This is a genomic window from Empedobacter sp. UBA5528 (genome assembly GCF_002426075.1).
Taxonomy (GTDB): domain Bacteria; phylum Bacteroidota; class Bacteroidia; order Flavobacteriales; family Weeksellaceae; genus Empedobacter; species Empedobacter falsenii_B.
This window is the reverse complement of sequence record NZ_DINY01000032.1, coordinates 1-24,980: the sequence shown is the minus strand read 5'-3', so window position 1 is coordinate 24,980 and position 24,980 is coordinate 1. Positions and strand designations below refer to the sequence as shown.

Genomic DNA, 24,980 nt, shown 5'->3' with positions numbered 1-24,980 from the left:
AAATGACAATCATTCAACTGTTTAAAAATCTACGTCCATTTGTAAAACCTTATCGTTCTTTGGTTGTCGCAACTTTGCTCCTAACCTTAGTTGGATCTTTTACGTCACAGGTAAACGCCCTTATTTTACAGTATACCGTAGATTCTATAAATGGTTTGGTTGAAGCTGGAAAAGGATTAAAAGAAGGTCTGAAAATCATTTCGTTTATTTCAATTGTTTTGATGACAAAAGAAATCTTGAATGCTTTTATCACATTTGGTCAAAAATATTATGGTGAAAAGCTTAGAATCTTAGTTTCACAAGATTTAGCACAAACCATTATCGAAAAGATTTTGACGTATAGAATGGCATTTTATACAAATCAAGATAATCAAGCAGGAAAACTTCAAACCCGTATTGACAGAGGAATTGAAAGTTTGACACGTTTAGTTCAAAACTTTTTTATCGATATTCTTCCACTTTTTGCCAATTCAATTGTTGCTTTAATTTTAATGTTCAATGCTAATTTTTATGTTGGATTGGTTGGACTTTGTATCGTTCCGATTTATTTCATTATCACGCAACAGCAAGCGAAAAAGCTGAGTGGTTGGCGACGAAACTTAAGAGGTTATCGTGAACAAAAATCACAAGGAATTATCAGCATAATTGATTCAATTACAGTAATTAAATCATTTAACCGAGAAGATATAGAAGGTAAAAAACAACTTGATTTGCAAAAAGAATTGACGAATAATCAAATGCAAACACGCAAAACAAGCTTCTTTTTTGATGGTTTAAAATCTTTTATCGAGCAGTTTGGCGTAGTGATTATCATTATTTTAACTTCGTATTTGGTTCTTGACGGACAAATGACAATTGGTGCAATTATGTTTCATATTTTGTTGTTTAACAACGTTTCTGCGCCTATTCGTCAACTGCATCGTATTTACGATGAAATGAATGATGCTATGATTTATTCCGAAAGTTTCTTTGGAATTTTGAAAGCAGACAATGAAAAAGAATCATCTGGGAATTATCTTCCAACAAATCTAAAAGGAAAATTCGAAATCCAAAATGTTGACTTTTCTTATCCAAATGGTTACAAAGCCTTGAAAAATATCAACATGACAATTCAACCCAATAAAATTACTGCTTTAGTTGGTTTGTCTGGTGCTGGAAAAAGTACAGTGATTAATTTGTTAGATAAATTTTATCAACCTGATTCTGGAAAAATTCTACTTGATGGAATTGATTTAGAAGAATATGACACGCAATTTTTACGTGATAATATTGGGTTGGTTTTACAAAAAAATCACATTTTTAATGGAACAATTGAAGAAAATATTCGTTATGGAAATGTAAACGCAACTTTCGGAGAAATAGAAGATGCTGCAAAACGCGCTTATATTCATGAACAAATTATGGACTTGCCAGAAGGTTATCAATCCAAAGCCTTATTGTTATCTGGCGGTCAACAACAACGCATCGCCATAGCACGTATGTTTCTCAAAAATCCACCAATTATTTTTCTAGACGAACCTACTGCAAGTTTGGATGCAATTGCGACAGAACAGATTAAAAATAGTTTGGATGCCATCAAAAAAGATCGAACAGTTATCATTATTTCGCATAGTATTTCTCAAATTATCGATGCCGATTATACATACGTGATGAAACAAGGCGAAGTTGTAGAACACGGGATTCATGAAGATGTCTACAAAATGAACGGCACTTATAAAGAGATTTTTGATGCGATGGCAAAAAGCTTAAACATTGAAAAAATTGCCAAAACTTTTGACGATGAAGAAGAAGAAAATTATTAGCAATAATTTTATTATAAAACATTATAAATCACTACCTTTAAAGAGGTAATAGGATAGTGTATGAAAAAATTAGTTTATTTTATTGTTGGGGTATTGTTTTTTACCCAATCTTGCGAGCAAAAAAAAGAAGCTCCAAAAGAATTAGCACTTAATACGGTAACTTACGAAAATGCTTTAGACGTTCCTGTAAACAAAGTTGGTGTTCTCATTAACATAGATTCTCTTGGTTTTTTTGATCATAATTCTCAAAATTTAGATCAAAACATTGATTCAAAATCAATTGAAAATCAGCTTAAACAAATAAATTCTAAATTTGATATTGTAAAAATAATTCGTGATAAATCTGAGAAAATATTAAACGATAACAAGTATACTTATCAAATGATTGATAAATTTGATAAAAACTTAGTTCCAAATGAATTAATCACAAAGGAAAATGTAAATCAAGTTAAATTTAATGATTTAAAAAAAGCGATTAATCAAGATGATTTAGTTTTGATTAATGTAAAATCGGGTCTTGATTATGATCCTGCCAACAAACAGAAATACATCGCAAAAACATATGTCTATATTAATATTTTAGACCTTAAAAATAATGCTTTAAAATATAGCGAAACAATTGGTGGAACTAAATATATAGACGAAACAATCAATAAAAGTACGACGGATTATTTAGAGAAAATGATGAAAGAATCATTAAACGAAACGTTGGATATTATTGATAATAAATATTAAATACATTGAACTATGCGCCATTTTTTTGGCAACTTTTGGAAGTCCTGAACCCTTAAAAAGTTTCAGGATTTTTATTTTTAATGACATTCTAATATTGACTTTTATTCATGGTATATTTTTTGTTAATTTTATGCTAAAATTATAGGATGCCTATTATACGATATTTATCTTTTATTCCATTATTGACTTCTATTTCGGGATTTGCACAACAATTGATTGATCCGCAACTTCGATTGCCTGTTGAAAAAGCGATTGAGTCGAGTTACGAATTAAAAAATAAACAATTGGAAGTCGAGAAAAACAATTACCAATATAACGAAGTAAAAGGTAAACAACAACCAAGTTTATCTGCAATTGCGCTGGGTGGTTATCTAAACTCGAACGGAATTATCGATATTCCAACCAAATCAATCGATATTTTGTCCACAGAATTGTTTTCGGGTAATCAAAAATTCAATACCTCTGCAGGATTATTTACTGTTGGAGTTAACGCCACTCAAATTATATTTTCGGGATTACAAATTCCAAATGCGTTGAATGCTATTCAGGAAAAAAGTACTGCTTTAGATTATTTGAAAGAAGCCGAAAAAGAAACTATAACCAAAGATATTTTACAAACTTATGATCAATTGATGTTATTGGTCAAAGTAGAAGAATTAATTTCAAATTCTGCAAAACGATTGGATAAAGAACATCTTAAAGTGCAGAAAGCAATTCAAAATGGTTTAGCTATTCCATACGATCGGGAAAAAATAAAATTAGCAATTCTAGAGTTAGAAGCCCGACAAGTAGAATTGAACGGTAATCGACAATTGCTATACAAAAAATTAGAAATGTTGACGCATCTATCTGAACAAGATCTTCAACAAATTCAATACGAACTTACACCTATTGATATTCTTGCTTCAAGCTATACTTTAGAAAATAAAAAAGAATTGAAAGCACTTGAACACTCTGTAAAAGCTTACGAATTTCTGTATCAAAAGGAAAAAGGTTCACATTTACCGCAAGTTTTTGCATTCGCGAATACCAATTACACCTCAATTTTTGGAAGTCATTTCAAATTAAAAGATGGTGATGTATTAGGTGATGTTAATTTAAAAATGAACCAATTTTCGATGTTCCCTAATATTTTGATTGGTATTGGCGCAAAGTGGGAATTGTTGGATGGCGGACAACACAAAAATAAATTAGCACAAGCAAAAACTGACATTTTAATAAATGAAAACAAGTTGAGAAATTCGCAAGAAAAACTGAATTTATTATTAAGTAAAAACAAAATTGATTATGAAACTTCTACTGAAAAATTAAAAGTAAATAATCAACAAAATACCATTGCAACAAATAATTTAGAAATCGCTTCAAGACGATTTCAAGAAGGATTAATAGATGTAACTGAACGTTTGGCTGCCGAAAATGATTATTACAAAGCCAATCTAGGTTATTATGCTCAAATCTTAGATCAACGCTCTAAAACCTACGAATTACTTCAAACTTCTGGAGAATTATTTAATCAAATCTCAAATTAAAATCATGAAAAATACATTATCCTATATTTTTGCTTTAAGCGGATTAATTTTTATTACAAACTGTAAATCATCTGACAAGGAAAATAAAAAAGAACAGCAAACTATTTTTCAAGGTAAAATTGAGCGCGATCAAATTAGCGTTGTAACAAAAATCCCAGGAAAAATAGATCAAATATTAGTTCACGAAGGCGATGAAGTAAAAAAAGGACAAACGCTTTTTGTCTTACAATTACCAGAAGTTGACGCGAAAAAAAGTCAAGCAGAAGGCGCTGTAAATTCTGCCGAAGCTCAATACGAAATGGCTAAAAAAGGTGCAACAGATAATCAATTAAAACAATTGCGTGCAAAAGTTGCTGGTTTGAAGGAACAATTAGATTATGCTGAAAAATCAAATCATCGACTAAAAAATATGCTTCGAGATAGTCTTGTTCCGCAACAAAGTTATGATGAAGTTTATGCGAAATATCAAGGCGCTAAAAACCAATATTTAGCTGCAAAAGCTGAATTAGCTGATGCCGAAAATGGAACGCGTGTAGAGCAACAACAAATGGCTTTAGGACAAAAAGAACGTGCTTTGGGAGCTTTGCAAGAAGTAGATGTTGCAGAAGCGGAAAGACACATCAAAGCACCACAAGATATGACGGTTGAAACAATTAATCTAAAAGTTGGAGAATTGGCTTTGGCTGGATATTCTATTGCAAACGGAATTTTGGGAGAAACTACATTTTTTAGATTCACAATTCCTGAGAATAAAATCGGACAATTGCAAAAAAATCAAATCGTCAATTTAAAAGTTCCTTATAAAAATAATATGGTTTTGAAAGGTAAAATTGTTTCGATAAAAGTACTTAATTCGTACGCTAATATTTCGACTGCTTATCCTGATATTGATCAACAACAATCGCAATATGAAGTGAAAGTTGTTCCTGTTGACTATAAACAAGCTGCTCAACTATTGACAAAAGCAAATGTAATTTTGGATCTTAACGCTAAATAAATTCTGATGAAAACGATTTTTCATTTAATTATACGAGAATTCAAACTTTTCTTCAAGAATCCTGTTTTACCAATTTTATTCTTGGGAGCACCTATTATGTATGGTGTTCTGATCGGAAATGTTTATAAAAAAGGAAATGTAACCAATTTACCAATTATTGTTGTAGACGAAGATCATACGATGACAAGTCAGAAAATTATTCAGATGTTAGATGAAAATGAATCGGTGAAAGTTGCTGAAGTTTTACCTTCAACATTTGATTCTAAGAATAAAGCTTTAGCAATCGGAGCTGAAGTTGTGGTTGTTATTCCTCGAAACTTTCAGTCTGATGTACAACAAAAAAAATTACCTGAAATCGCTTATTTTGTAGATGCTTCAAATACGTTAACTTCTAATACAGCGGCAATCGCAATTACTACAGTTTTAACAACAATGAAAGCTGGTATTTCAATAGAAACAGCTCGAAAACAAGGTGTTCCAGAATATATTGCAACACAAAGCTACGAACCATTCAAATCAACGATGATTCGCCAAAATATCAGAAGTGGAAACTACTTATATTTTATGCTTCCAGGTGTTTTATTAACGGTATTACAACAAGTTTTATTATTAGGTTTAGCACTTTCATTTGCTTCAGAATTTGAGAATAGGACATTTAATGAATTGATCTCAAAATCATCCAATCCGTTTACCATTTTATTCGTAAAAACTTTCCCTTATTTATTTATGTCAGTATTTATATATATGCTGTATTATTGGTTCGGAATGTTTTATGACATGAAATTAGAAACCGAATTTTGGCCATTCTTCACTTCTTCTCTTGCATTTATTTTAGCCGTTTGTTTTTTAGGATTTTTAGTCAGCATTCTCCTTCCAAGCCAATTAAAAGCAACCGAAGTTTTGATGGTTGTTGCAACACCAAGTTTCATTTTAAGTGGATTTACATGGCCTTTAAGTCAAATGCCAAAATGGATTCAAGCAATTGCAGATTGCATTCCATTAACACATTATTTGAAAATATTCCGAATACTTTTCATCGAAAAAGGCGATCCTGCGTTAATTCAACCACATTTAAATAATCTAATTGTAATAGGAAGTATTTGCTTTGTCTTATCTTTGGCTATTCTAATCGTTAAAATAAGAAAAGCTAAACAATCGATGAAACAAATCGAAACAGAAAAGATTTAGCGTCTTTTTTAACTTACAAAACAGATAATAAACTATGAATTTTCTTACAGTTGAAAATCTAACCAAATCATATGGAATCCGAACTTTATTTGAAGATGTAAATTTTCATGTAAATGAAGGAGACCAAATCGCATTCGTAGCAAAAAACGGAAGTGGAAAATCTACTTTACTTAAAATTTTAGCTGGATTAGAAACGGCTGATTCTGGCGAAGTTCGTCCAAATAAAGGTGTTAAAATCTTAATGTTAGATCAAAGTGATGACTTTGACGAAAATTTAAAAAGTGAAGAATATATTTTCAATCATTCGAATGAAGTTTTAGATATTGTTCGTCAATATGAAAATATGATCGAAAATGATCCAACAAATCCTGATTTAATTGATTTAATGGGAAAAATGGACGTTTTGGATGCTTGGAAAGTTGAACCAACAATCAAGGAAATTTTATCAAAATTGAAGATTGATTTCTTGGATCAAAAAATTGGAAAACTTTCTGGTGGTCAGCGCAAACGTATTTCTTTAGCAAAATTTTTGATTGATTTAAGTTTCGAAACTGGATATGTTCTTTTGATTTTAGATGAGCCTACTAACCATTTGGATATTGAAATGGTGGAATGGCTTGAATATTTCTTGAACAAAGAAAACAAAACATTGATTTTGGTTACGCACGATCGTTATTTCTTAGATGCAATTTGTACCAAAATTCTCGAAATGGAGGACAAAACATTGTATGTACATTCGGGAAATTACGAAACTTATATTACGAATAAAGCATTGCGTATCGAAAATCAAAATGCGACAATTGACAAAGCGAAAAACCTTTATCGTAAAGAGATTGAATGGATGCGTCGTCAACCGCAAGCGCGTACAACAAAGTCTAAATCTCGTATTGATGCGTTTTATGATACTGAAAAAGTGGCTAAACATAAAATTGTCGATCAACAAGTAAAATTAGAGATGGTGATGACGCGTTTGGGTCAAAAAATCATTGAGATGGAACATGTCTCGAAATCATTTGGTCAAAAGAAAATTTTAGATGATTTCTCTTATATTTTCGCTCGTGGTGGAAAAATTGGTTTAGTCGGAAAAAATGGTGTTGGAAAAACCACTTTCTTAAAAATGTTAGAAGGAATCGAAACTATGGATTCTGGAACAATTGAACGTGGAGAAACCTTAAATATTGGACATTTTAAACAAGATGGAATTGAATTTAAAGGCGACGAACGCGTCATTGAGTTTGTAAAAGATATTGCAGATTTTTTCCCTCTTTCTAATGGAAAAGAAATGCGTGCAGAACAATTCTTAGAAATGTTTTTATTTACGCCAGAACAGCAACATACATTTATATCAAAATTAAGTGGTGGAGAGAAAAAACGTCTACAGTTATTAGCAATTTTGTATAAAAATCCTAACTTTTTGATTCTCGACGAGCCAACAAATGATTTGGATTTACCAACTTTGACGGTTCTTGAAAGTTTCTTAGAAGAATATCAAGGTTGTTTATTAGTTGTTTCCCACGATAGATATTTTATGGATAAAGTGGTCGATGAATTGATGATTTTTGAAGGCGAAGGTAAAATTTCTCGTTATATGGGAACATATACAGAATATCACATCGAGAATAAAAACAAGCCCATAACTGACGATAAAAAGGTTGAAAAAGAAATCGTTATTCAGGAAAAAGTTGAATCGAAAGAGAAAAATGTAGAGACAAAACCTAAAAAATTATCATTTAAAGAACAACGAGAATTAGAAGAAATTAATAAATCTTTACCAATTCTTGAAGCTAAAAAAGAAGAATTAACCAGTTTACTTTCTGACCCAAATTTAGGGTACGACAAAATCGCAACTATTGGAGATGAACTACAAAAAATTGTAGACGAATTAGAAGAAAAAGAATTTCGTTGGTTAGAATTAAGCGAATAAAAATATTGAAAAGGAACTTTTTTTAGTTCCTTTTTTTTGTTTTAAAAATTTATTCTATATTTACTCTATCAATCATCAGGAGTTTCTGAAAAATCAGAACACCAACCGAGCCAAAAACCGCGCTACGGTGGTATAGAATGAGGGCAAACGCCAAAATAAAGGTTATTCTCCACTCTATCCTGTTGTTTTTATCATTAAAAAATTAAAACAATGGAAAATCTAAAAAATGAATTTGTCGTATTATTCCGTGAATTAACTGACAACGAATTAGTCGAGCGATTTAATCAAAATGTAGGAAACAGTTCCTGGAATTCTGCAAAAAGATGTTATGTCAAAACATTATTTGACGAATTACAATACCGTAATTTTGATTGCACAACCATAGAAAGAGGAAACACATTTTCGCTTCAACGTTATGTCATATTAATTGAAAATAGATTAGAATATTTAGATTAAACATAAAAAAAGGAAAACTTGAAACAAGTTTTCCTTTATATTTTATGGTAGACAATATTACTTACTCTGCTCTTTTATAAAATCATTAATCGTAACATTTAATCGTTTATTTCGGATATCTTTTTCAAAACGAATTGGTTCTGCAACACGTTCTGCACAATCTTTCATCCCGCAATTTTCGCACGTAACCGCAACTTCTTTTACAGAAATTGATGGGTCATTCATAAACTTAACTTTACGTTGTGCTGATTTGTACAACACACCTATCGTTACGCTTCTTAAATAATTTGGATTGAATGGATCTTTCGTTGCTGAAGAAATTACATAATATTTTTGATTATTATTGAACGGATACAACGAAATTTGTGCAGAAATCTCATGATGATCATCTTGATGTTTTTCCAATTCTTTCAAAACATTTAACGAAACCCAACGACGACAATAATGTTCATCCGTTTCATTTGCTTGTGGCGATTGTTGTTGATTAAGGTGAAGTTCTTTCGTTAATTTATATGAATTTGAGCCAACTTTTGCTGACAAACGCAAGAAAAACAAATCACGAATATTAAAATGTTTGGGTAACAAATTTGTCATTCGTTGATAAACCGTCTCAGGAGATTCGGTATATTTTCCAAGAATTTCTTGAAATTTAGACAAATCATGATGCTCTATAGCAAACAAATTCTGCATATCCTTCAACAATTTTTCTTCTGGTAACAACAACGCTCCAGCAAAATAAGATGCATAAAAATTGTTTAACAATTGATCAAAATTATCGAAACTTGCCCACGAAAATGTATACAAACGCTCCTTCAAATCAAGGTAATTATAGCCTAATTCTTTCGCTAGAATAAATCGTTTTTGATCATTGTCAGAATTGATATTGATATACAAAAGTTTTTTCTCTTTGATAAAAATAGAACGCAATTTCGCTAAATCCTTCCCTCCTAAAGAAGTGAAATCTTCATAAAGAATGGTATAATTATATTCTTCTTTCAGAATTTCTTCCATCGTTTCATTTTTTACAAAATCTTCTGATTCAATCAAATATTCTTGTAAAAAACTCTTTGCAGATTTTTCAATTTCAGGGAAATAATTATCATTTGCTTCCTGAAAAGACCTCAACGAAGCCAAGAAAAAACTTTCGCGTGTAAGATTGTAATTATTACCTATTTCAATCAACGTAGAAATGAACGCATTTACCTTCATTGGTGCGTTAGAAATGATCTCAATTAAATCTCTTTCTTCAATTCCGAAGAGTTCCAAAGGAATTTCTTGCAATAAATTTGATTGTAGAATCTCAGCGACTGGCGCTAAATTCTTATCCAATTTTAAAGAAACTATCTCATCATAAGGAATTTCCAACGCTTCGGCAAGAGCAACAATTTTATCAGTTTTTGGATATTTTTTACCTTTTTCGATCTCATTCAAATACGATTTCGAAAGTCCAGTTAACTTAGATAACTTAAACAATGACAAATCTTTAGCCATTCTTACTTGTTTTAGTTTTAAACCAAAAATTAATTTAATGTATTCTTCTTGCATAATTTTTTCAAAAATATTTGGTAAATGTAAACGAATTTTTATAATTTAGCGAACGTTCGCTGGGAGTAAAATTCCGCTCGAATAACCAAAACCAAAATTACAACAAAAACACAAAAAATGGATACTATTACAAGTGAATTAAAATTATCACAGAATAAGCTGGATAATTATCCAGATATTTTGACAACCGAAGCGGTTAAATTTTTAACAGCTTTACACAAAAATTTCAACGAAAGACGTTTAGAACTTTTGGCGAATCGACAAGAAAGACAAATCTTTTTTGATTTGGGTAATTTTCCAACTTTTTTGTCAGAAACAAAAGAAATCAGAAATAGTGATTGGACAGCAGCTCCTATTCCAGCTGATTTACATGACAGACGCGTTGAGATAACTGGTCCTGTTGACCGTAAAATGGTAATTAACGCGTTAAATTCAGGCGCTAATACATTTATGGCCGATTTTGAAGATAGTAATTCTCCCACATGGGATAACAATCTTCAAGGACAACAAAATTTAAGAGATGCAGTAAATGGTACTATTTCATTCGAAAATAATGGAAAAAAGTATCAATTAAACGAAAAGACTGCTGTCTTGCTTGTAAGACCGAGAGGTTTACATTTGAATGAAAAGAATATCATAATAGATAAACAAGAAATATCAGGCTCACTATTTGACTTTGGTTTATATTTTTTCCATAATGCACACACGTTACTTTCCAAGCAAAGTGGGCCTTATTTCTATCTTCCTAAATTAGAACATCACCTAGAAGCACGCTGGTGGAACGATGTTTTTGTTTTCGCACAAAATTATTTAAACATTCCACAAGCTACGATTAAAGCTACAGTTTTGATCGAAACTATAACAGCTTCTTTTCAGTTAGATGAAATTATTTACGAATTAAAAGACCACATCGCAGGCCTTAACTGCGGTCGTTGGGATTATATATTTTCTTATATCAAAAAATTTAAGAAACACCCAAATTTTATTGTTCCAGATCGTTCACAAGTTACGATGACTTCGCCTTTTATGGCTGCATATTCGCAAGCAGTTATTCAACGTTGTCATAAACGAAACATACATGCAATTGGTGGAATGGCTGCTCAAATTCCGATTAAGAATGATGAAAAAGCCAATGAAATCGCTTTCGAAAAAGTGAAGAATGATAAACTTCGCGAAGTAAAAAATGGACATGACGGAACGTGGGTTGCGCATCCTGCTTTGGTAAAAGTCGCAAAAGATATTTTTGACGAATACATGCCACAAGCGAATCAAATAGATAATAAGCGAGAAGATGTTATAACAACTGCCGAGGCTTTGTTAGAATTGCCAAAAGGAACAGTTACAAAACAAGGAATTCGAGACAATATTAATGTTGGAATTTTATACATCGAAAGTTGGTTATCTGGAAAAGGAGCCGCTGCCTTATATAACTTAATGGAAGATGCAGCAACAGCAGAAATCTCTCGTACGCAGGTTTGGCAATGGTTAAGCCAGTCGATTACATTAGAAAACGGATGCGAATTTAACAGTGACAAATACAAAAAATTAAGAGCCGAAGAGGTTCAGAAAATAAAACAATTAGTTGGTGAGGAAAACTATTTGAACGGAAGATTTGAAGAAGCTATTTCAATCTTTGACGAATTAGTTTTATCGCACAAGTTTACCGAATTTTTAACATTAGAAGCCTATAAGTATATTGATTAAGCCCTTATAACCAAACACACACGAAAAGAAATACACACACAACACACATTCATAAACAAAACACAAAAAACACAATTATGAGCAATCAAGAAAGAATTCAGAAGANNGAAGATTCGGCAGGATTGGGAAACTAATCCACGCTGGACAGACGTTGTTCGTCCTTATTCAGCAGAAGATGTAATTCGATTAAGAGGTTCTTTGGACATCGATTACACCTTAGCAAGATTAGGGGCTAAGAAACTTTGGGAAGGTTTGAATTCAAAACCATTTATGGCGGGTTTAGGCGCTTTGAATGGTAATCAAGCCATACAAGAAGTGCAAGCTGGTTTGGATGCAATTTATCTTTCGGGATGGCAAGTTGCTGCAGATGCAAATCTTTCGGCAGAAATGTACCCAGATCAATCATTGTATCCAGCCAACTCGGTTCCAATGGTGATAAAACGTATTAACAATGCGTTGCGTCGTCGCGATGAAATACAATCTGTTACCGAACAGGGAAACATTGATTATATGGTACCAATTGTTGCCGATGCAGAAGCTGGATTTGGAGGAAACTTGAATGCTTATGAATTGATGAAACAAATGATAGAAGCTGGTACTGCTGGCGTTCATTTCGAAGATCAATTGTCATCAGCCAAAAAATGTGGTCATCTTGGAGGAAAAGTTTTAGTTCCAACACAAGAAGCAATTAACAAATTGGTTGCAGCTCGTTTAGCAGCAGATGTTTGCGGCGTTCCTACTCTATTGGTTGCCAGAACTGATGCAGAAGCTGCGAATTTGATTACTTCGGATATTGATGAAAGAGATCAACCTTTTATTATACAAGGAAGTAGAACTTCTGAAGGTTTTTACAATGTGAGAAATGGTTTGGAACAAGGAATTAATCGAGGTTTAAGCTATGCGCCTTATGCTGATTTAATTTGGATGGAAACATCTAATCCAGATCTTGGAATGGCAAGAGAATTTGCACAAGCGATTCGAGAAAAATATCCAAATCAGATGTTAGCTTATAATTGTTCGCCTTCATTTAATTGGGCAAAACATTTAACAGAAGCTCAAATGGAAACATTTCGCGAAGATTTAGCTGAAATGGGATACAAATTCCAATTCATCACTTTAGCAGGTTTCCATGCGATGAATACCTCTATGTTCGAGTTATCACGTGCATACAAAGCCAAAGGAATGGCGGGATATTCGGCATTACAAGAAAAAGAATTTGCGTTACAAGAAGAAGGTTTTGCAGCTGTAAAACACCAATCTTTTGTAGGAACACAATATTTCGATTACGTACAAAACACAGTGCAACAAGGCATTTCGTCTACTACGGCTATGGCCGAAAGTACGGAAGCCGCACAATTCTAATACATACTTTTCAATTAGAAAGGACGTACCGCAACTACGTCCTTTTTTATTTTAATTAATTTTACTAATTACAAAAACTTTTCCATTCATTTCGAAAGTATCTTGTTCCGATTTCCCAACCAAGATTCTAGCCAAAGGAGTTTGAGTTGATAGGACAAATATCTTTTTATTCTCGAAAATAATTTCCCCAAAACTACACGCCATACAGAAATTTCCCATCGTAGTTTCAACATAACTTCCTAAACCAATAGTTTTGTTTTCCACAATTTTTATTTTAGAAAAGATGTCTTGTTGAATCAAAACTTCATTCAATTGATTTTGAATTCGAGTAATTTCCTGTTGCATCATTTCGCGCGATGTTTCGTATTTATCGCCCATACTACTTTTAGTATCGTTGTTAGAGGCGCGCAAATCGTCAATCAAACCATTCAAATACGTTATCTTATCGTCGATTTGTTGTGCTATAAATTGATATAATTCTGCTTTCATTTCTTTCAATTAAATTGTTTGAGGCTTATTCTTAAATTTCAGCATGTAAATGGTTCCCAAAAGACAAATAAATGCCGAAACATAAATCACCATCGGAATACGATCCAAATAATCCTGAAAATACCAACCCGCGCACAATGCTCCAAATCCTATCCCCGCTTCCAACGCAATATACATCGTTGCCATTGCCTTTCCACGTTCATCAGGTTTGCTAAAATCTATTGTCCATGCATTTAGTGCAGGAGAAAGAATTCCGGTTGAAATGCCATACATCAAACCTCCTAAAATCAACCCTATTTTTGCATCAATAGAAGCCAAAAGTACCAATGCAATAATCAATAAAACTAAGCCTAATTTTATCACCAACACACGCCCTTTTTGGTCAGATATCTTACCTGCAAAGAAACGAACCATCATAGATGATATTGTAAATACGATAAAGAAAACGCCTTTATTTTGAAAACCTAAATGTTCGGTCCAATCTGGAATTAATGTCAATATAGAACCATAAGCAACATACGAAAGAAACGTAATCAATGCCGCTGGCAAAGCTTCTTTTGCAAAAACATCTTGCTTCGAAATCTTTAGTAATCCGAACGAAAATTTCTGTTTATTTTGCAAGGTCTCTTTCATATTGAATAAAATCAATATCGATAATAATGCGAAAAACGAAGACGTAAAAAACATCACATTAATCGATGTATATAATGTAATTGTACTTCCCAATGCAGGTCCAATTGCCATTCCGATACTGAAACAAATTCCGTGCAAGCCCAATGCTTCGCCCCAACGTTCGCGCGGAATAATATCTGCAATATAAGCTGCTGTTGCAGTGGGTTTGAAACCTGTCGAAAAGCCGTGTACCAATCTCAAAAATAAAAAACCTGAAACGGTTGTTAAAACAGGATATAAAATTCCGCACACAAAACAGACAATAGAACCGACTGCCATAATAGGTACCCGCCCCACTTTATCGGTTAATTTTCCACTAAAAGGTCTCGAAATTCCCGCTGTCAAGGTAAATAATGCAATAATAAATCCTTTGTATTCTGCTCCTCCCATGCTGCTTAAATAAGCAGGTAGCTCGGGAATCATCATATTAAAACTCGCTGAAAACAACAACGAACTCAAACACATTAAAATAAAATGGAGATTATAAACGGGATCTGAATTTAATTTTTTATTAATGGCAGAAAACATAACGGATTTTTTGCAAAGGTAATTTATCTTAACCGAAACAAACTACACAATCCAAAAGTATTACTTGTTACAAAAAATTACTACATCATTCAACATTGTTAGCCGATATTTCATTGATTATATTCATGAAATTTCTTATTTAAGAACTACTTAGTTGATATGAAAATAACTTTTACATTAGAATACAGTTAAAATACCTTATTGTATTTAATTACTTACTAAACAATTCTTATTTTTGCTATATCAATTCTACTACCCTAAAAAAACGATCTGACCAACTATTATTTTCAAGCATGAAAAACTATGAAAACCTAAAAGAGACCTTGTCTTTTTATGGCGTAAATTGTAATAAACTATATTATATCTCATCAGGAAATCCAATTTTTGCGTTTCCTGAAAGATCATTTCGAATCGACTTTTATGCATTTTGTATTTGTTTATCTGGCTCGATAGAAGTTGAGATAGACTCTCAGAAATATTGTATTACTCAAAATGAATTCTTAATTTCTGCTCCTTCTACTGTTTTGAAAATTCTAGATACTAACTCTAATTTTAGAATGAAATTGTTGTTTTTTGAGAAAAACTTTCTCCTTAAAAACATTTCTAATCCTTTCTTTATTGATAAACTTAATTTGTTTACACATCAAAACTTTACAGTTTGTAAGGCAAATAAAAAAGATGCGAATCATCTTTTAATGTTAATCAATTATCTTCAAGAACAACGAGAAAGAAATGTTTTGTTCTAAGAAGATATTATTCGATCGATTATTTTTACTTTACTTCTTGAAACTGCCTCTATAATTGCTGAACAATATTCAAGAGTAAATAAAAATTATTCCCGCGAAATCAACACTCTATTTTGTAAGTTTACGCAACTTGTTCAAGAAAATGTTATCGCTCACAAAGACGTACAGTTTTATGCAGATCAATTGTTTATTACAAATAAATATTTGATTCACCTTGTAAAAAAAGCAACTAAGAAAACTCCACATGTTATTATTGACGAGTATTTATTAAAAGAAGCGTATGTTTTGCTTGGCTACTCAGAGAAAACAATTGTCCAAATAGCATTAGATCTAGGTTTCAACTCTTCTTCATCTTTTGGTCGGTTTTTTAAAAAATACACTTCAATTTCTCCTCAACAATATAGAAAACAACAACATATATAAAAAAAGAAATTTGGGATACAAATGACGAATTTCGGGATACTTTAGAAAAGTAATAAAGCGTAATTTTATTCTAGAATCTTAAAATAAATAATTATGGATAAAGTTACTTCAAAATTTGACAACGTTTTAAATCATTCTACTATCTACGGAAATATTGATCATCAACCAGATGCAAGTAAAGAAACACCAAGAAACACTCCAGAAAAATCTTATCCTTTCTCTGATCAGATAGGAAATTACCAACGCAATAAAGGAATTCCTACAAAATCTTATAAGGACAGTAAGGTATATATTGTGGGAAGTGGTATTGCAGGTTTAGCTACTGCCTATTATTTTATTAGAGACGGACATTTCACTCCAGAGAATATCACATTTATAGAACAACTTCAGGTCGAAGGAGGTTCGTTAGATGGAGCTGGAAATGCAAAAGATGGTTACATAATTCGAGGAGGTCGAGAAATGGATTGTACCTACGAGAATTTATGGGATATTTTCCAAGACATTCCTGCATTAGAGTTACCAGAACCTTATAGTGTTTTAGACGAATATAGATTAGTAAATGATAATGATTCTAATTATTCTATTGCACGTTTAATTCATGAAAAAGGGAAAGTAAAAGACTTTAGTAAATTTGGTTTGAATAAGAAAGATCAATTAGCTATTATCAAACTTTTGTTAAAGAAAAAAGAAGAGTTGGATGATATAACAATTGAAGATTATTTTAATCAATCATTCTTAGAAAGTAATTTCTGGACATTTTGGCGTACAATGTTTGCCTTTGAGAATTGGCATAGTTTACTAGAATTCAAATTATATATGCATCGCTTTTTACATGCGATTGATGGTTTAAATGATCTTTCTTCATTGGTGTTCCCTAAATACAATCAATACGACACTTTTGTTACGCCATTAGGTAAATGGTTAAAAGAAAAAGGAGTAAAAATTCAGTTAAATACACTGGTTAAAGATTTAGATTTATTAATTAATACAGAAGGAAAAGTAGTCAAAGGAATTATAACAGAACAAGATGGACAAGATGTAATTATTCCTGTTACACCAAATGATTATGTTATTGTAACTACTGGTTCTATGACTGAAGATACTGCGTATGGAGATAATACAACGGCACCAGTTTTAGCGATAGATAATAATACTAGTGGTCAAAGTGCAGGATGGAAACTATGGAAAAACCTTTCTGCTAAATCTCCTGTTTTTGGTCGTCCAGAAAAATTTTGTGGGAATATTGAAAAATCTTCATGGGAATCTGTTACTTTAACTTGTAAACCTTCTGCATTAGTAGAAAAACTAAAAGAATATTCTGTTAATGATCCATATTCAGGTCAAACTGTTACAGGTGGAATTATTACCATTACAGATTCTAATTGGTTAATGAGTTTTACTTGTAATCGTCAACCACATTTTCCTACACAACCAGATGATATTTTAGTTCTTTGGGTTTATGCATTATTTATGGATAAAGAAGGAAACTACATCAAGAAAACAATGCCTACTTGTACAGGAAACGAAATCCTAACAGAATTATGTTATCATTTAGGAATTGAAGACCAAATAGATGACGTTATTGAGAATACAATCACTCGTTCTGCTTATATGCCTTACATCACATCTATGTTTATGCCTAGAGCAAAAGGAGACCGCCCACAAGTAGTTCCAGATGATTGTAAGAATCTAGGTTTAGTAGGTCAATTTGTAGAAACCAATAACGATGTAGTTTTCACAATGGAAAGTTCTGTTCGTACCGCACGTATTGCAGTTTATGAATTACTTAATTTAAATAAGCAAGTTCCAGACATTAATCCATTACAATACGACATTCGTCATTTATTAAAAGCAACTAAAACGTTGAACGATGATAAACCATTTATGGGTGAAGGTTTATTGAATAAAGTTTTAAAAGGAACTTATTTTGAACATATTCTACCTATTGGATCAGATTCTCCTCAAGAGGAAGAAGAAAAAGAATCTTTTCTATTAGAACAATTTGGTAAATTCAAAGAATGGGTAGGACATTTTAGAGGTTAAAATCACCCACAATTCAATCCTGAATACCAATGCTATAAAACTAATAAAAGCTTCTAAATCTTTAGTGATTTAGAAGCTTTTTGAGTATTACTATATTTTTTTCTATTTAAAAACTATACCAGCTTTTATTAATAAATATTAGCTATAGTGATATTATTATTGAATTATTAAAGGTTTTATTTCAAATTCTGATTCAATATTTTCCTTTAATTTTAGAAATTCTATTGTATGCATACTATGCAAATCAACATCAGTTAATCCAAATGGTCCATTTTCTCAGTAATATATAGTCCATTTTCAAGCTCAATTATTGCTTTCTCCATTTCATCAAGTTCATTTTCGAAATATTTAAAATGATAATTAATGATTTTTAAATTTAAAATTAATTCTATTGGTTTAGATTCAACTTTCCTTGCTAATTCAAACTTTTTTAAAGTTTCACTTTCATTCCATTCTTCTGTTGGAAAGTAAGGAATTTGAATTAGTTTATCATTATCAATTTTTATAAAAGACTCAAACTCCTGTAATCCATATTTATTTTCTGGGTTATAACAATATTTTATTTCGGTTATAATTTTTCCAATACTATCAGTCAGGGTCATTTTACAAAATTAAACTTAACAATATTTCTTTACAAGAATAAACAAAACCTGTTTTACAAAAAAGTTGTCATTTCTATATTTCATTCAACAACATTCCAATATACAAAATCTCAACCACTCCCAACACCCCACAAAAAAAGCTCTTATCAAAGAGCCATTTGGTTAAAGAACTGTTTTGGATAATAAAATTTATTTCCAAATTTTATATAAGGAATCTTATTCGTTTTCCTCATCCTATACAACGTTTTGTCACTCACGTTAAGCAAACTTTTTAGGTCTGCGTTATCATAGAATTTCTGATTTTCTTCTAATAGTAGAAAAGTTTTTTGGAATTCTATCAGCAGGAGCTTCATATCCTTTAATGCCTCTCCATCGTTTTGTAAAAATAAATCATTTTTCATATATTTAGTTGATGTTAAGATGTACTAATTTATAAAATAAATACTTAATAACCAAATATTTACCAAACAAACAATATTCCTTTACACGAAATCTAGCTATCACCCTACTTTTTGTAGAGTACTCAAATCGATTATGTTCGACAATAAACCAATGTATCGTTGAACAGTTTTAGGATTAAAACCATAAATACAAGCAAGGTTCTCCCAGAATTTTACACCAAACATAAAGATGAAAAAAAAACACATATTCACTTTGCAAAAAAAATACCACATAGAAACATAGAACCAAATGATTTTGCTTTCCAATTAGTAGTCTACCTATTCGTATTTTCAACTAATTTTTACAAGCCATCACAACTAAAACTATGTTTCTATGTGGTCAAAATAAATTTGAACAACATCTATAAAATTCTATTTTCGATACGATTCTTCTTCACTCTTCTACGCCGTTAAACAAAGTATTGTACCGAAAAATCACTCCAATCAACGAACTTCATTTTACTACTACCTCACTACTACCTTTACACAACCATATACTCGCCAAGATAAATACTGGTACTCGCCATAGCCTTTGTTTCACTATTCAGAAACGCCCAAAAATTCACTTTTTTGCCATTGTAATACGTTGGTAAAGTAACATCTATAATCATAGAATCACGAGTTACAACATTCTGAAACACTTCGAACGAATTTAGTTCCTCGCAATAACAAACAAGATTCACAAAATCCGAAGGTTGCGCATTGCCTTGCCCAGAATTATCTTCCCAATTCATTTGGAAACTATCCCCACCTGCCGTCTCTATCGTAGGTTGTAAAAAGCCAACCAAATCGCCTTTCGACACCAATACACGCTCTAATACAATAACAGGTAAACCATTCTCCATTTCCAATGCATTGTTCAGCATATAAGAAGTCGCGATGTTGTAGCGCGATTTTAGCCCGACTCTATTCCCAAAATATAAATTAAGAATAAGACGAATTGGTTGCAAAAAACCAATAATTTTCTTAAATTTGATTTGTTGCATCAATTGCAAATCAGTAGGTTGGCTTTTAGATTTTTTTGGCAAACTACGGATAATGTCTTTGCCGCGCCAATTAACGCCTACTACAGTTCCTACTTTTCCTGAGAATCCACCAAGGATTCCTTTTTTAATTTCTGCCATAATTGCAAGTTTTTATTGTTAATATTCATAAAGTTAGCAACAGAAACAACACCATTTACAAAAACACAATTTTGTGCCCGCATTTGCCCTGCTCTGCCCGCATTTGTCCACTTTTGTCCAGTTGCTTTTTACACAATAATAGTAATATAACAAAATAAAAACCTCGCTAACCTCCTATTTATAAGAGCTAGAGAGAAGTTGAATTTTTGGTCAATTTTGGTCTTGTTCGACCATTGTTCGACCATTGTTCGACGAATCTTCGGAAAAACGGCATTCTCGTCGAAGAACGGTCGAAGAAAACACGAACAAAAGTGGGAGGAAATTGAAATTGTAAAAATAAAATGATGCAAGAATACTTTGTTTCGCTATCCATACATTCATTATTACATTCTACATTAAATTATTTCGTGATACATGAATTTTGTTTTTATAAGTATCTTATTTACAAAAAAATAATTATATTTGCTTCTAATTTTACGAAATGCAGATATAGGTGATTTTTTACGAAACAAAAGCTAGATCAGTTTCGTGAAAAAACAATGTTAGTGGCAATACTATCACGACACCGCAAAACAAGAACACAAAATAAAATATGGACGCAGGAAAACGAACAATTAACGACATTTTTAATGGAAACAGAATTTTAGAAATTCCATTTTTTCAAAGAGCTTATGTTTGGGGAAATGACCAATGGGAAAGACTTTTGGAGGATATGGAAAACGTAAGTTTATCTAACAAACCATATTTTCTAGGTTCAGTAATTCTAAAACAACAACCGACAAACACAGGAAATCAAGTTGGCGACATTAGAACATTAATTGACGGACAACAGCGTTTAACAACTCTAAATATTTTTTTCAAAGTTTTGTGTTTAAAGACAAATCAAAACTCAACTTTTGAACGAATTTTTAAACTTATCAGCAATGACATTGCGTTAAAACACAATCATAACGACATTGATGCGTTTGAAGTTATTTTGAATTTGACCGAAGAAAAAGATTTAGCTGGAGAAGACAATATAACCAAAGCTTACACATATTTCTCAAAAAATATTGACCCAACAAAACTCAATTTTCAAAACATACTTTCTAAAATTCTATTCGTTGGAATCGACCTTGACGAAAACGAAGACGAACAGCAAATTTTTGACACTATAAATTCGTTAGGCGTTAAATTGACAACTGCCGAATTGTTGAAAAACTACTTTTTCAATCGCACAGAAATAAATTCTTATAATGTTTATTGGAAAAACGTCTTTGAAAAAGATGACGAAACCAAAAATTATTGGGATAGAGAAATTACAACTGGTCGTTTAAAAAGAACTTTCATTGACTTATTTTTCTATTCATATCTTCAAATCAAAATTCAAGAAAACACGTTTTCGGTAAAAACCGAAGACAAAATTGAATTTTCAAAAGTTGAGCAACTTTTTGAATCCTACAAAAAATTCATAAAGGAATATTTGAACAACGACAAAAACGCAATTCTTGCAGAACTAAAAGAATATGCATTGATTTTCCAAGAAAGTTTCGACTACGACATCATCGAAAATGAATTGACAGACGAATATGGCGTTGAAAGAATCAATGCAATTATTTTCGGACTTGAAACTTCTACCCTAATTCCTTACGTTTTATATGTTTTGAAAAACGTAACAGACCAACAAACGAAAAAAGAATTGTTTGAGTTTTTGGAAAGTTTCATAATGCGAAGAATGGTTGTTCACGCAAATACAAAAAATTACAACCAATTATTTACTGACCGATTAATTTCTCATCAAATTCTTTCAAAACAAGAATTTACAGACTTTTTAGAAACACAATCTGACAGAATAAACTTTTTTCCAACAGACGATGAACTGAAAAACGGTTTTCATTCAGAAATTTTAGTAAACAAGCAATCCGCAGGTATTTTGTATTTACTTGAATCGAAAATCAGAAATAGAAGTTTACAATCGACACAAGTTTTAGGAATTAGCAAATACAGTTTAGAGCATTTAATGCCCAAAAAATGGGAAAACCATTGGGGGAAATTAAGCAATCAAGAAGACAGAATTAAAAGAAACAGAAAACTTTTAACACTTGGAAACTTGACAATTATTACTCAATCTTTGAACGCAACAATCCGAGATTCAAGTTGGGCGACAAAGAAAAAAGGAAAAGGCGACAAAAAAGGTTTGCTACAATATTCTGGCGGACTTGAGACAATTTCTAAATATTTGCAACTTCCAGAATGGAACGAACAAACAATTGAAGAACGAGCAAACGATTTATATGAACACGCAAAAACAGTATGGAAAAAATAAGTACTGCCACTAACAAGGGTTTTGCAATAGTGGGGCGAAACTGCAAAGTTCAGCGGTAGTTCTTCGGTTCAACTTTTGTGCAAAATTGAAGATTTGTGCTAAGATTGCCCCACCATCGCAAAGCCCCGAAACGTTGGTTGCAATTTTTAACAGCATGACGTTGAAGAATTACGGTTTATTTAAATAGTTTTGAAGAACATTTTACAAATTTCTCAAATATAGCCACTCACTACTAAAGAGATTATATCGTATTTTGTAAACAAATTGATTTATTAAATTATTACCAATATGGGAAATAACCCAACCTACTGCAGGAAGCAGATTAATTAATTTAACACTAAAAAAAATTACATGAAAAAATTAGTTTTTACATTAGGTTTTATGCTAATTGGAACACTTGCTTTTGCTTCAAATGAAAAGATTGAAGAACCCAAAACAATTATTCAAAAAGAAAATTGTGAAGAAAAAAGATCTTTAACAATACAAGTATTTGAAGAGGCTAACTTAGGATTATCTTCAGATGAGTTAATTGAACTTGGAGACGCTATGTACAATATTTGTACATTTAACAATATGAATAGATAATCATTATTTTTTTTATTTTGATCCTTTAATAATTAAAGGATCAAAATAAATATTAATTATAATTTATAATATGAAAACAATTAAAATTTTAATATTATTATTATTTACTTATAATCTATTTGCTCAAGAAAAAGCTAATACATTTATATATAAATTTTATAATGCTTATGACTCTGAAAAAATCACCGCATTAAGTAAAAAAGGAATTTCGGTAAAATTCGACGATTCAATAACATATATACTTGAACAAAATGATTCAATAGGAACTTTTAAAGCCGAGTCTAAATTAAATAATTCACAAGGTACTAGCTTCGATTTAACAGAAGTATTTATAAAATCTCAAGGTGATTTTTTTTATGATTACAAAAATAACATTACATTAAACAGTAGAAGAGATTATGTAATTAAAATTGATGAAAATGATTTTACTTGGGAGATTATTGAAGACAATATTTCTTGTTTGGAACGTATATGTAAAAAAGCTAAATTTACAAAAATAGAAAAAGGAGTAACAAAAGACAGAGAATATACAATTGAAGTTTTATATGATGACAGTTATTCAAAAAATATATTACCGTTTGGACTTTTAGGTTTAAAAGGATTAATTGTTAAAATTAACTTTAATGGTAATCAAGAAGTTATCCTAGAAGAAATGAAATATAATAAAAATATCAAAATAAAACCTTTCAAGGATAAAAGAAAAATAATTACTCAAAGAGAGTATAATGAAATTTTAAACAATAAAATGCTGGAAATGAAAGATAGACTAAATTTAAAAGTTGTAATTCCTAGTTAAAAAAACTGCTACCAACATAGTATTTGCGAAAAACGGGCTGAAAGTAAACTTTCATCCCTTCTTTTTCCGTTCGCAAAATTGCTTTTCAGAAAACTTTTATATAATTTAGTTTCAGCTAAGCAATTTGCTTGAACGCACGAACTTGAACTTCGTTCAATTTTCTTCCCGTTCTTCGCAAATACCAGGCTCGTTATCTGCAATATTATCAAAACTGCGTCTATGAAAGAACTTTTAGACCAAATCAATGAAATCTCAAAATACGGATTAATTAAAAATTTAAACGAAGAAAACAAAGAAAAAAATCTTGAAAAAAATCTTGTGAAAATTTATAATTCTTATTTCGAAATTGAATATGAATTTGATGAAAACGATTATCCTGAATTTGAAAAAACAGAACTTTTAAATATTCGTGAAAATATAGAATCAAACTTTCCAAAATTTGGATTTTACAAAATTGCGAATGAAATTTCAGAAATAGAAAACGAATACGAAAATCTAATTGGAGATTCTATTGATGATTTAACTGATATAATTTTTGATTTGCAAGAAACAAAATGGAGAACTGAAAACACAAGCGAAAATGACGCAAAATGGTTTTACAAATTCACTTTTGAAACTCACACAAAAAATCATTTAATTAATCTACTGAATTACATTAACCAAATAAAATGAAAATTATAATTACACCTTTTTTAATCGTAATTGGAATTTTAGAAATTCTGCTATTATTTATGTCGATAAATTATCTTTTAATCGACAGTAATGGAGGAAAAGCGTTAGGCGGAACTTTTGCATTTATTGGATTTATAATTTTCTTCTTTATTTTAGGAGCAGAACAATCAATTGTAAAAAGTAAAAAATTCAGCAAAGAAAATATTTGGATTGTTGAAACTTTAATTTTAATAATTGCAGCAATTTATATTTATTTCAACGGAATTTCAATCGGATAAAAAATACTGCAGATAACATCGGTAACTGTTGCACA

General features: G+C 31.2%; 23 protein-coding genes and 1 riboswitch. Of the genes, 17 read left to right on the top strand and 6 right to left on the bottom strand.

The window, feature by feature from the left end:
- Positions 1–2: 2 nt before the first annotated feature.
- The 7 genes from B4L98_RS07430 to B4L98_RS07400 all read left to right on the top strand — a co-directional run bounded on the left by B4L98_RS07430 (position 3) and on the right by B4L98_RS07400 (position 8,631).
- Positions 3–1,802, top strand: a complete 1,800-nt coding sequence (locus tag B4L98_RS07430) for an ABC transporter ATP-binding protein (protein WP_115001141.1) — start codon at positions 3–5, stop codon at positions 1,800–1,802.
- A gap of 60 nt (positions 1,803–1,862) precedes the next feature.
- Complete coding sequence (locus B4L98_RS07425) at positions 1,863–2,537, top strand: hypothetical protein (RefSeq protein WP_125349240.1); 675 nt, start codon at positions 1,863–1,865, stop codon at positions 2,535–2,537.
- Between the two features lie 146 nt (positions 2,538–2,683).
- Positions 2,684–4,066 (top strand): TolC family protein, encoded by a 1,383-nt coding sequence (locus tag B4L98_RS07420; RefSeq protein WP_221855572.1) that lies wholly within the window; start codon positions 2,684–2,686, stop codon positions 4,064–4,066.
- A gap of 4 nt (positions 4,067–4,070) precedes the next feature.
- Positions 4,071–5,063: an HlyD family secretion protein gene (locus B4L98_RS07415; protein WP_291051971.1), complete on the top strand. Its 993-nt coding sequence runs from the start codon at positions 4,071–4,073 to the stop codon at positions 5,061–5,063.
- A 6-nt stretch (positions 5,064–5,069) separates the two neighbouring features.
- Positions 5,070–6,251, top strand: a complete 1,182-nt coding sequence (locus B4L98_RS07410; RefSeq protein WP_291077921.1) for an ABC transporter permease — start codon at positions 5,070–5,072, stop codon at positions 6,249–6,251.
- 34 nt (positions 6,252–6,285) lie between these two features.
- Positions 6,286–8,175 (top strand): ABC-F family ATP-binding cassette domain-containing protein, encoded by a 1,890-nt coding sequence (locus tag B4L98_RS07405; protein ID WP_291077919.1) that lies wholly within the window; start codon positions 6,286–6,288, stop codon positions 8,173–8,175.
- A gap of 67 nt (positions 8,176–8,242) precedes the next feature.
- Positions 8,243–8,343, top strand: a riboswitch (SAM-I-IV-variant riboswitch).
- A 42-nt stretch (positions 8,344–8,385) separates the two neighbouring features.
- Entirely contained in the window at positions 8,386–8,631 is a 246-nt protein-coding gene (locus B4L98_RS07400) for a hypothetical protein (protein ID WP_291077917.1), read from the top strand.
- 57 nt (positions 8,632–8,688) lie between these two features.
- On the opposite strand, the gene B4L98_RS07395 is transcribed toward B4L98_RS07400, so the two are convergent.
- Positions 8,689–10,176 carry a helix-turn-helix domain-containing protein gene (locus B4L98_RS07395; RefSeq protein ID WP_291077915.1) on the bottom strand — a complete coding sequence of 496 codons (1,488 nt, stop codon included), beginning with the start codon at positions 10,174–10,176 and terminating at the stop codon, positions 8,689–8,691.
- 117 nt (positions 10,177–10,293) lie between these two features.
- Here B4L98_RS07395 and aceB point away from each other — a divergent pair, with 117 nt between their 5' ends.
- Entirely contained in the window at positions 10,294–11,880 is a 1,587-nt protein-coding gene (aceB, locus tag B4L98_RS07390; protein ID WP_291051979.1) for a malate synthase A, read from the top strand.
- Positions 11,881–11,964: 84 nt separating this feature from the next.
- On the top strand, positions 11,965–13,242 hold the full coding sequence (gene aceA / locus B4L98_RS07385; protein WP_291077922.1) for an isocitrate lyase: 1,278 nt from the start codon (positions 11,965–11,967) through the stop codon (positions 13,240–13,242).
- A 51-nt stretch (positions 13,243–13,293) separates the two neighbouring features.
- Here aceA and B4L98_RS07380 read toward each other — a convergent pair whose 3' ends face one another.
- Together B4L98_RS07380 and B4L98_RS07375 are read right to left on the bottom strand one after the other, a co-directional pair.
- Positions 13,294–13,731 (bottom strand): hypothetical protein, encoded by a 438-nt coding sequence (locus tag B4L98_RS07380; RefSeq protein ID WP_291077913.1) that lies wholly within the window; start codon positions 13,729–13,731, stop codon positions 13,294–13,296.
- A 9-nt stretch (positions 13,732–13,740) separates the two neighbouring features.
- Positions 13,741–14,931 (bottom strand): MFS transporter, encoded by a 1,191-nt coding sequence (locus B4L98_RS07375; RefSeq protein ID WP_286496195.1) that lies wholly within the window; start codon positions 14,929–14,931, stop codon positions 13,741–13,743.
- 293 nt (positions 14,932–15,224) lie between these two features.
- Here B4L98_RS07375 and B4L98_RS07370 point away from each other — a divergent pair, with 293 nt between their 5' ends.
- The 3 genes from B4L98_RS07370 (at position 15,225) to B4L98_RS07360 (ending at position 18,143) form a co-directional block, all read left to right on the top strand.
- Positions 15,225–15,677, top strand: coding sequence for a hypothetical protein (locus tag B4L98_RS07370; RefSeq protein ID WP_291077911.1), 453 nt, complete (start codon positions 15,225–15,227; stop codon positions 15,675–15,677).
- Between the two features lie 183 nt (positions 15,678–15,860).
- Entirely contained in the window at positions 15,861–16,100 is a 240-nt protein-coding gene (locus B4L98_RS07365; protein ID WP_291077909.1) for a helix-turn-helix domain-containing protein, read from the top strand.
- Positions 16,101–16,193: 93 nt separating this feature from the next.
- On the top strand, positions 16,194–18,143 hold the full coding sequence (locus B4L98_RS07360; protein ID WP_280050124.1) for an oleate hydratase: 1,950 nt from the start codon (positions 16,194–16,196) through the stop codon (positions 18,141–18,143).
- Between the two features lie 254 nt (positions 18,144–18,397).
- Here the strand turns inward: B4L98_RS07360 and B4L98_RS07355 are convergent, their stop codons facing one another.
- The 3 genes from B4L98_RS07355 to B4L98_RS07345 form a co-directional block, all read right to left on the bottom strand.
- A complete protein-coding gene (locus B4L98_RS07355) occupies positions 18,398–18,745 on the bottom strand; it encodes a hypothetical protein (RefSeq protein WP_125349230.1) in 348 nt (115 codons plus the stop codon).
- 146 nt (positions 18,746–18,891) lie between these two features.
- A complete protein-coding gene (locus B4L98_RS07350) occupies positions 18,892–19,098 on the bottom strand; it encodes a helix-turn-helix domain-containing protein (protein ID WP_125349309.1) in 207 nt (68 codons plus the stop codon).
- Positions 19,099–19,667: 569 nt separating this feature from the next.
- Positions 19,668–20,309: a DUF6266 family protein gene (locus B4L98_RS07345; RefSeq protein WP_115001161.1), complete on the bottom strand. Its 642-nt coding sequence runs from the start codon at positions 20,307–20,309 to the stop codon at positions 19,668–19,670.
- A gap of 592 nt (positions 20,310–20,901) precedes the next feature.
- Here B4L98_RS07345 and B4L98_RS07340 point away from each other — a divergent pair.
- From B4L98_RS07340 to B4L98_RS07320, 5 genes are all read left to right on the top strand, one after another.
- Positions 20,902–22,614: a DUF262 domain-containing protein gene (locus tag B4L98_RS07340; RefSeq protein ID WP_291077907.1), complete on the top strand. Its 1,713-nt coding sequence runs from the start codon at positions 20,902–20,904 to the stop codon at positions 22,612–22,614.
- A 351-nt stretch (positions 22,615–22,965) separates the two neighbouring features.
- Positions 22,966–23,199 (top strand): hypothetical protein, encoded by a 234-nt coding sequence (locus B4L98_RS07335; protein WP_171622699.1) that lies wholly within the window; start codon positions 22,966–22,968, stop codon positions 23,197–23,199.
- Between the two features lie 70 nt (positions 23,200–23,269).
- Complete coding sequence (locus tag B4L98_RS07330) at positions 23,270–23,995, top strand: hypothetical protein (RefSeq protein WP_286496198.1); 726 nt, start codon at positions 23,270–23,272, stop codon at positions 23,993–23,995.
- A 219-nt stretch (positions 23,996–24,214) separates the two neighbouring features.
- Positions 24,215–24,667: a DUF5063 domain-containing protein gene (locus tag B4L98_RS07325; RefSeq protein WP_291071065.1), complete on the top strand. Its 453-nt coding sequence runs from the start codon at positions 24,215–24,217 to the stop codon at positions 24,665–24,667.
- A complete protein-coding gene (locus B4L98_RS07320) occupies positions 24,664–24,945 on the top strand; it encodes a hypothetical protein (protein WP_291071063.1) in 282 nt (93 codons plus the stop codon). The genes B4L98_RS07325 and B4L98_RS07320 overlap by 4 nt, the downstream gene beginning before the upstream one ends.
- The last annotated feature ends 35 nt before the right edge of the window (positions 24,946–24,980 follow it).

Coding starts and splice junctions, on each gene's coding strand:
- B4L98_RS07410 (WP_291077921.1), top strand. CDS start 5,070: ATGAAAACGATTTTTCATTTAATTATACGAGAATTCAAACTTTTCTTC.
- B4L98_RS07340 (WP_291077907.1), top strand. CDS start 20,902: ATGGACGCAGGAAAACGAACAATTAACGACATTTTTAATGGAAACAGA.
- B4L98_RS07380 (WP_291077913.1), bottom strand. CDS start 13,731: ATGAAAGCAGAATTATATCAATTTATAGCACAACAAATCGACGATAAG.
- B4L98_RS07355 (WP_125349230.1), bottom strand. CDS start 18,745: ATGACCCTGACTGATAGTATTGGAAAAATTATAACCGAAATAAAATAT.
- B4L98_RS07350 (WP_125349309.1), bottom strand. CDS start 19,098: ATGAAGCTCCTGCTGATAGAATTCCAAAAAACTTTTCTACTATTAGAA.
- B4L98_RS07345 (WP_115001161.1), bottom strand. CDS start 20,309: ATGGCAGAAATTAAAAAAGGAATCCTTGGTGGATTCTCAGGAAAAGTA.
- B4L98_RS07360 (WP_280050124.1), top strand. CDS start 16,194: ATGGATAAAGTTACTTCAAAATTTGACAACGTTTTAAATCATTCTACT.
- B4L98_RS07420 (WP_221855572.1), top strand. CDS start 2,684: ATGCCTATTATACGATATTTATCTTTTATTCCATTATTGACTTCTATT.
- B4L98_RS07395 (WP_291077915.1), bottom strand. CDS start 10,176: ATGCAAGAAGAATACATTAAATTAATTTTTGGTTTAAAACTAAAACAA.
- B4L98_RS07325 (WP_291071065.1), top strand. CDS start 24,215: ATGAAAGAACTTTTAGACCAAATCAATGAAATCTCAAAATACGGATTA.
- B4L98_RS07335 (WP_171622699.1), top strand. CDS start 22,966: ATGAAAAAATTAGTTTTTACATTAGGTTTTATGCTAATTGGAACACTT.
- B4L98_RS07375 (WP_286496195.1), bottom strand. CDS start 14,931: ATGTTTTCTGCCATTAATAAAAAATTAAATTCAGATCCCGTTTATAAT.
- B4L98_RS07400 (WP_291077917.1), top strand. CDS start 8,386: ATGGAAAATCTAAAAAATGAATTTGTCGTATTATTCCGTGAATTAACT.
- B4L98_RS07430 (WP_115001141.1), top strand. CDS start 3: ATGACAATCATTCAACTGTTTAAAAATCTACGTCCATTTGTAAAACCT.
- B4L98_RS07330 (WP_286496198.1), top strand. CDS start 23,270: ATGAAAACAATTAAAATTTTAATATTATTATTATTTACTTATAATCTA.
- B4L98_RS07415 (WP_291051971.1), top strand. CDS start 4,071: ATGAAAAATACATTATCCTATATTTTTGCTTTAAGCGGATTAATTTTT.
- aceB (WP_291051979.1), top strand. CDS start 10,294: ATGGATACTATTACAAGTGAATTAAAATTATCACAGAATAAGCTGGAT.
- B4L98_RS07370 (WP_291077911.1), top strand. CDS start 15,225: ATGAAAAACTATGAAAACCTAAAAGAGACCTTGTCTTTTTATGGCGTA.
- B4L98_RS07405 (WP_291077919.1), top strand. CDS start 6,286: ATGAATTTTCTTACAGTTGAAAATCTAACCAAATCATATGGAATCCGA.
- B4L98_RS07425 (WP_125349240.1), top strand. CDS start 1,863: ATGAAAAAATTAGTTTATTTTATTGTTGGGGTATTGTTTTTTACCCAA.
- B4L98_RS07320 (WP_291071063.1), top strand. CDS start 24,664: ATGAAAATTATAATTACACCTTTTTTAATCGTAATTGGAATTTTAGAA.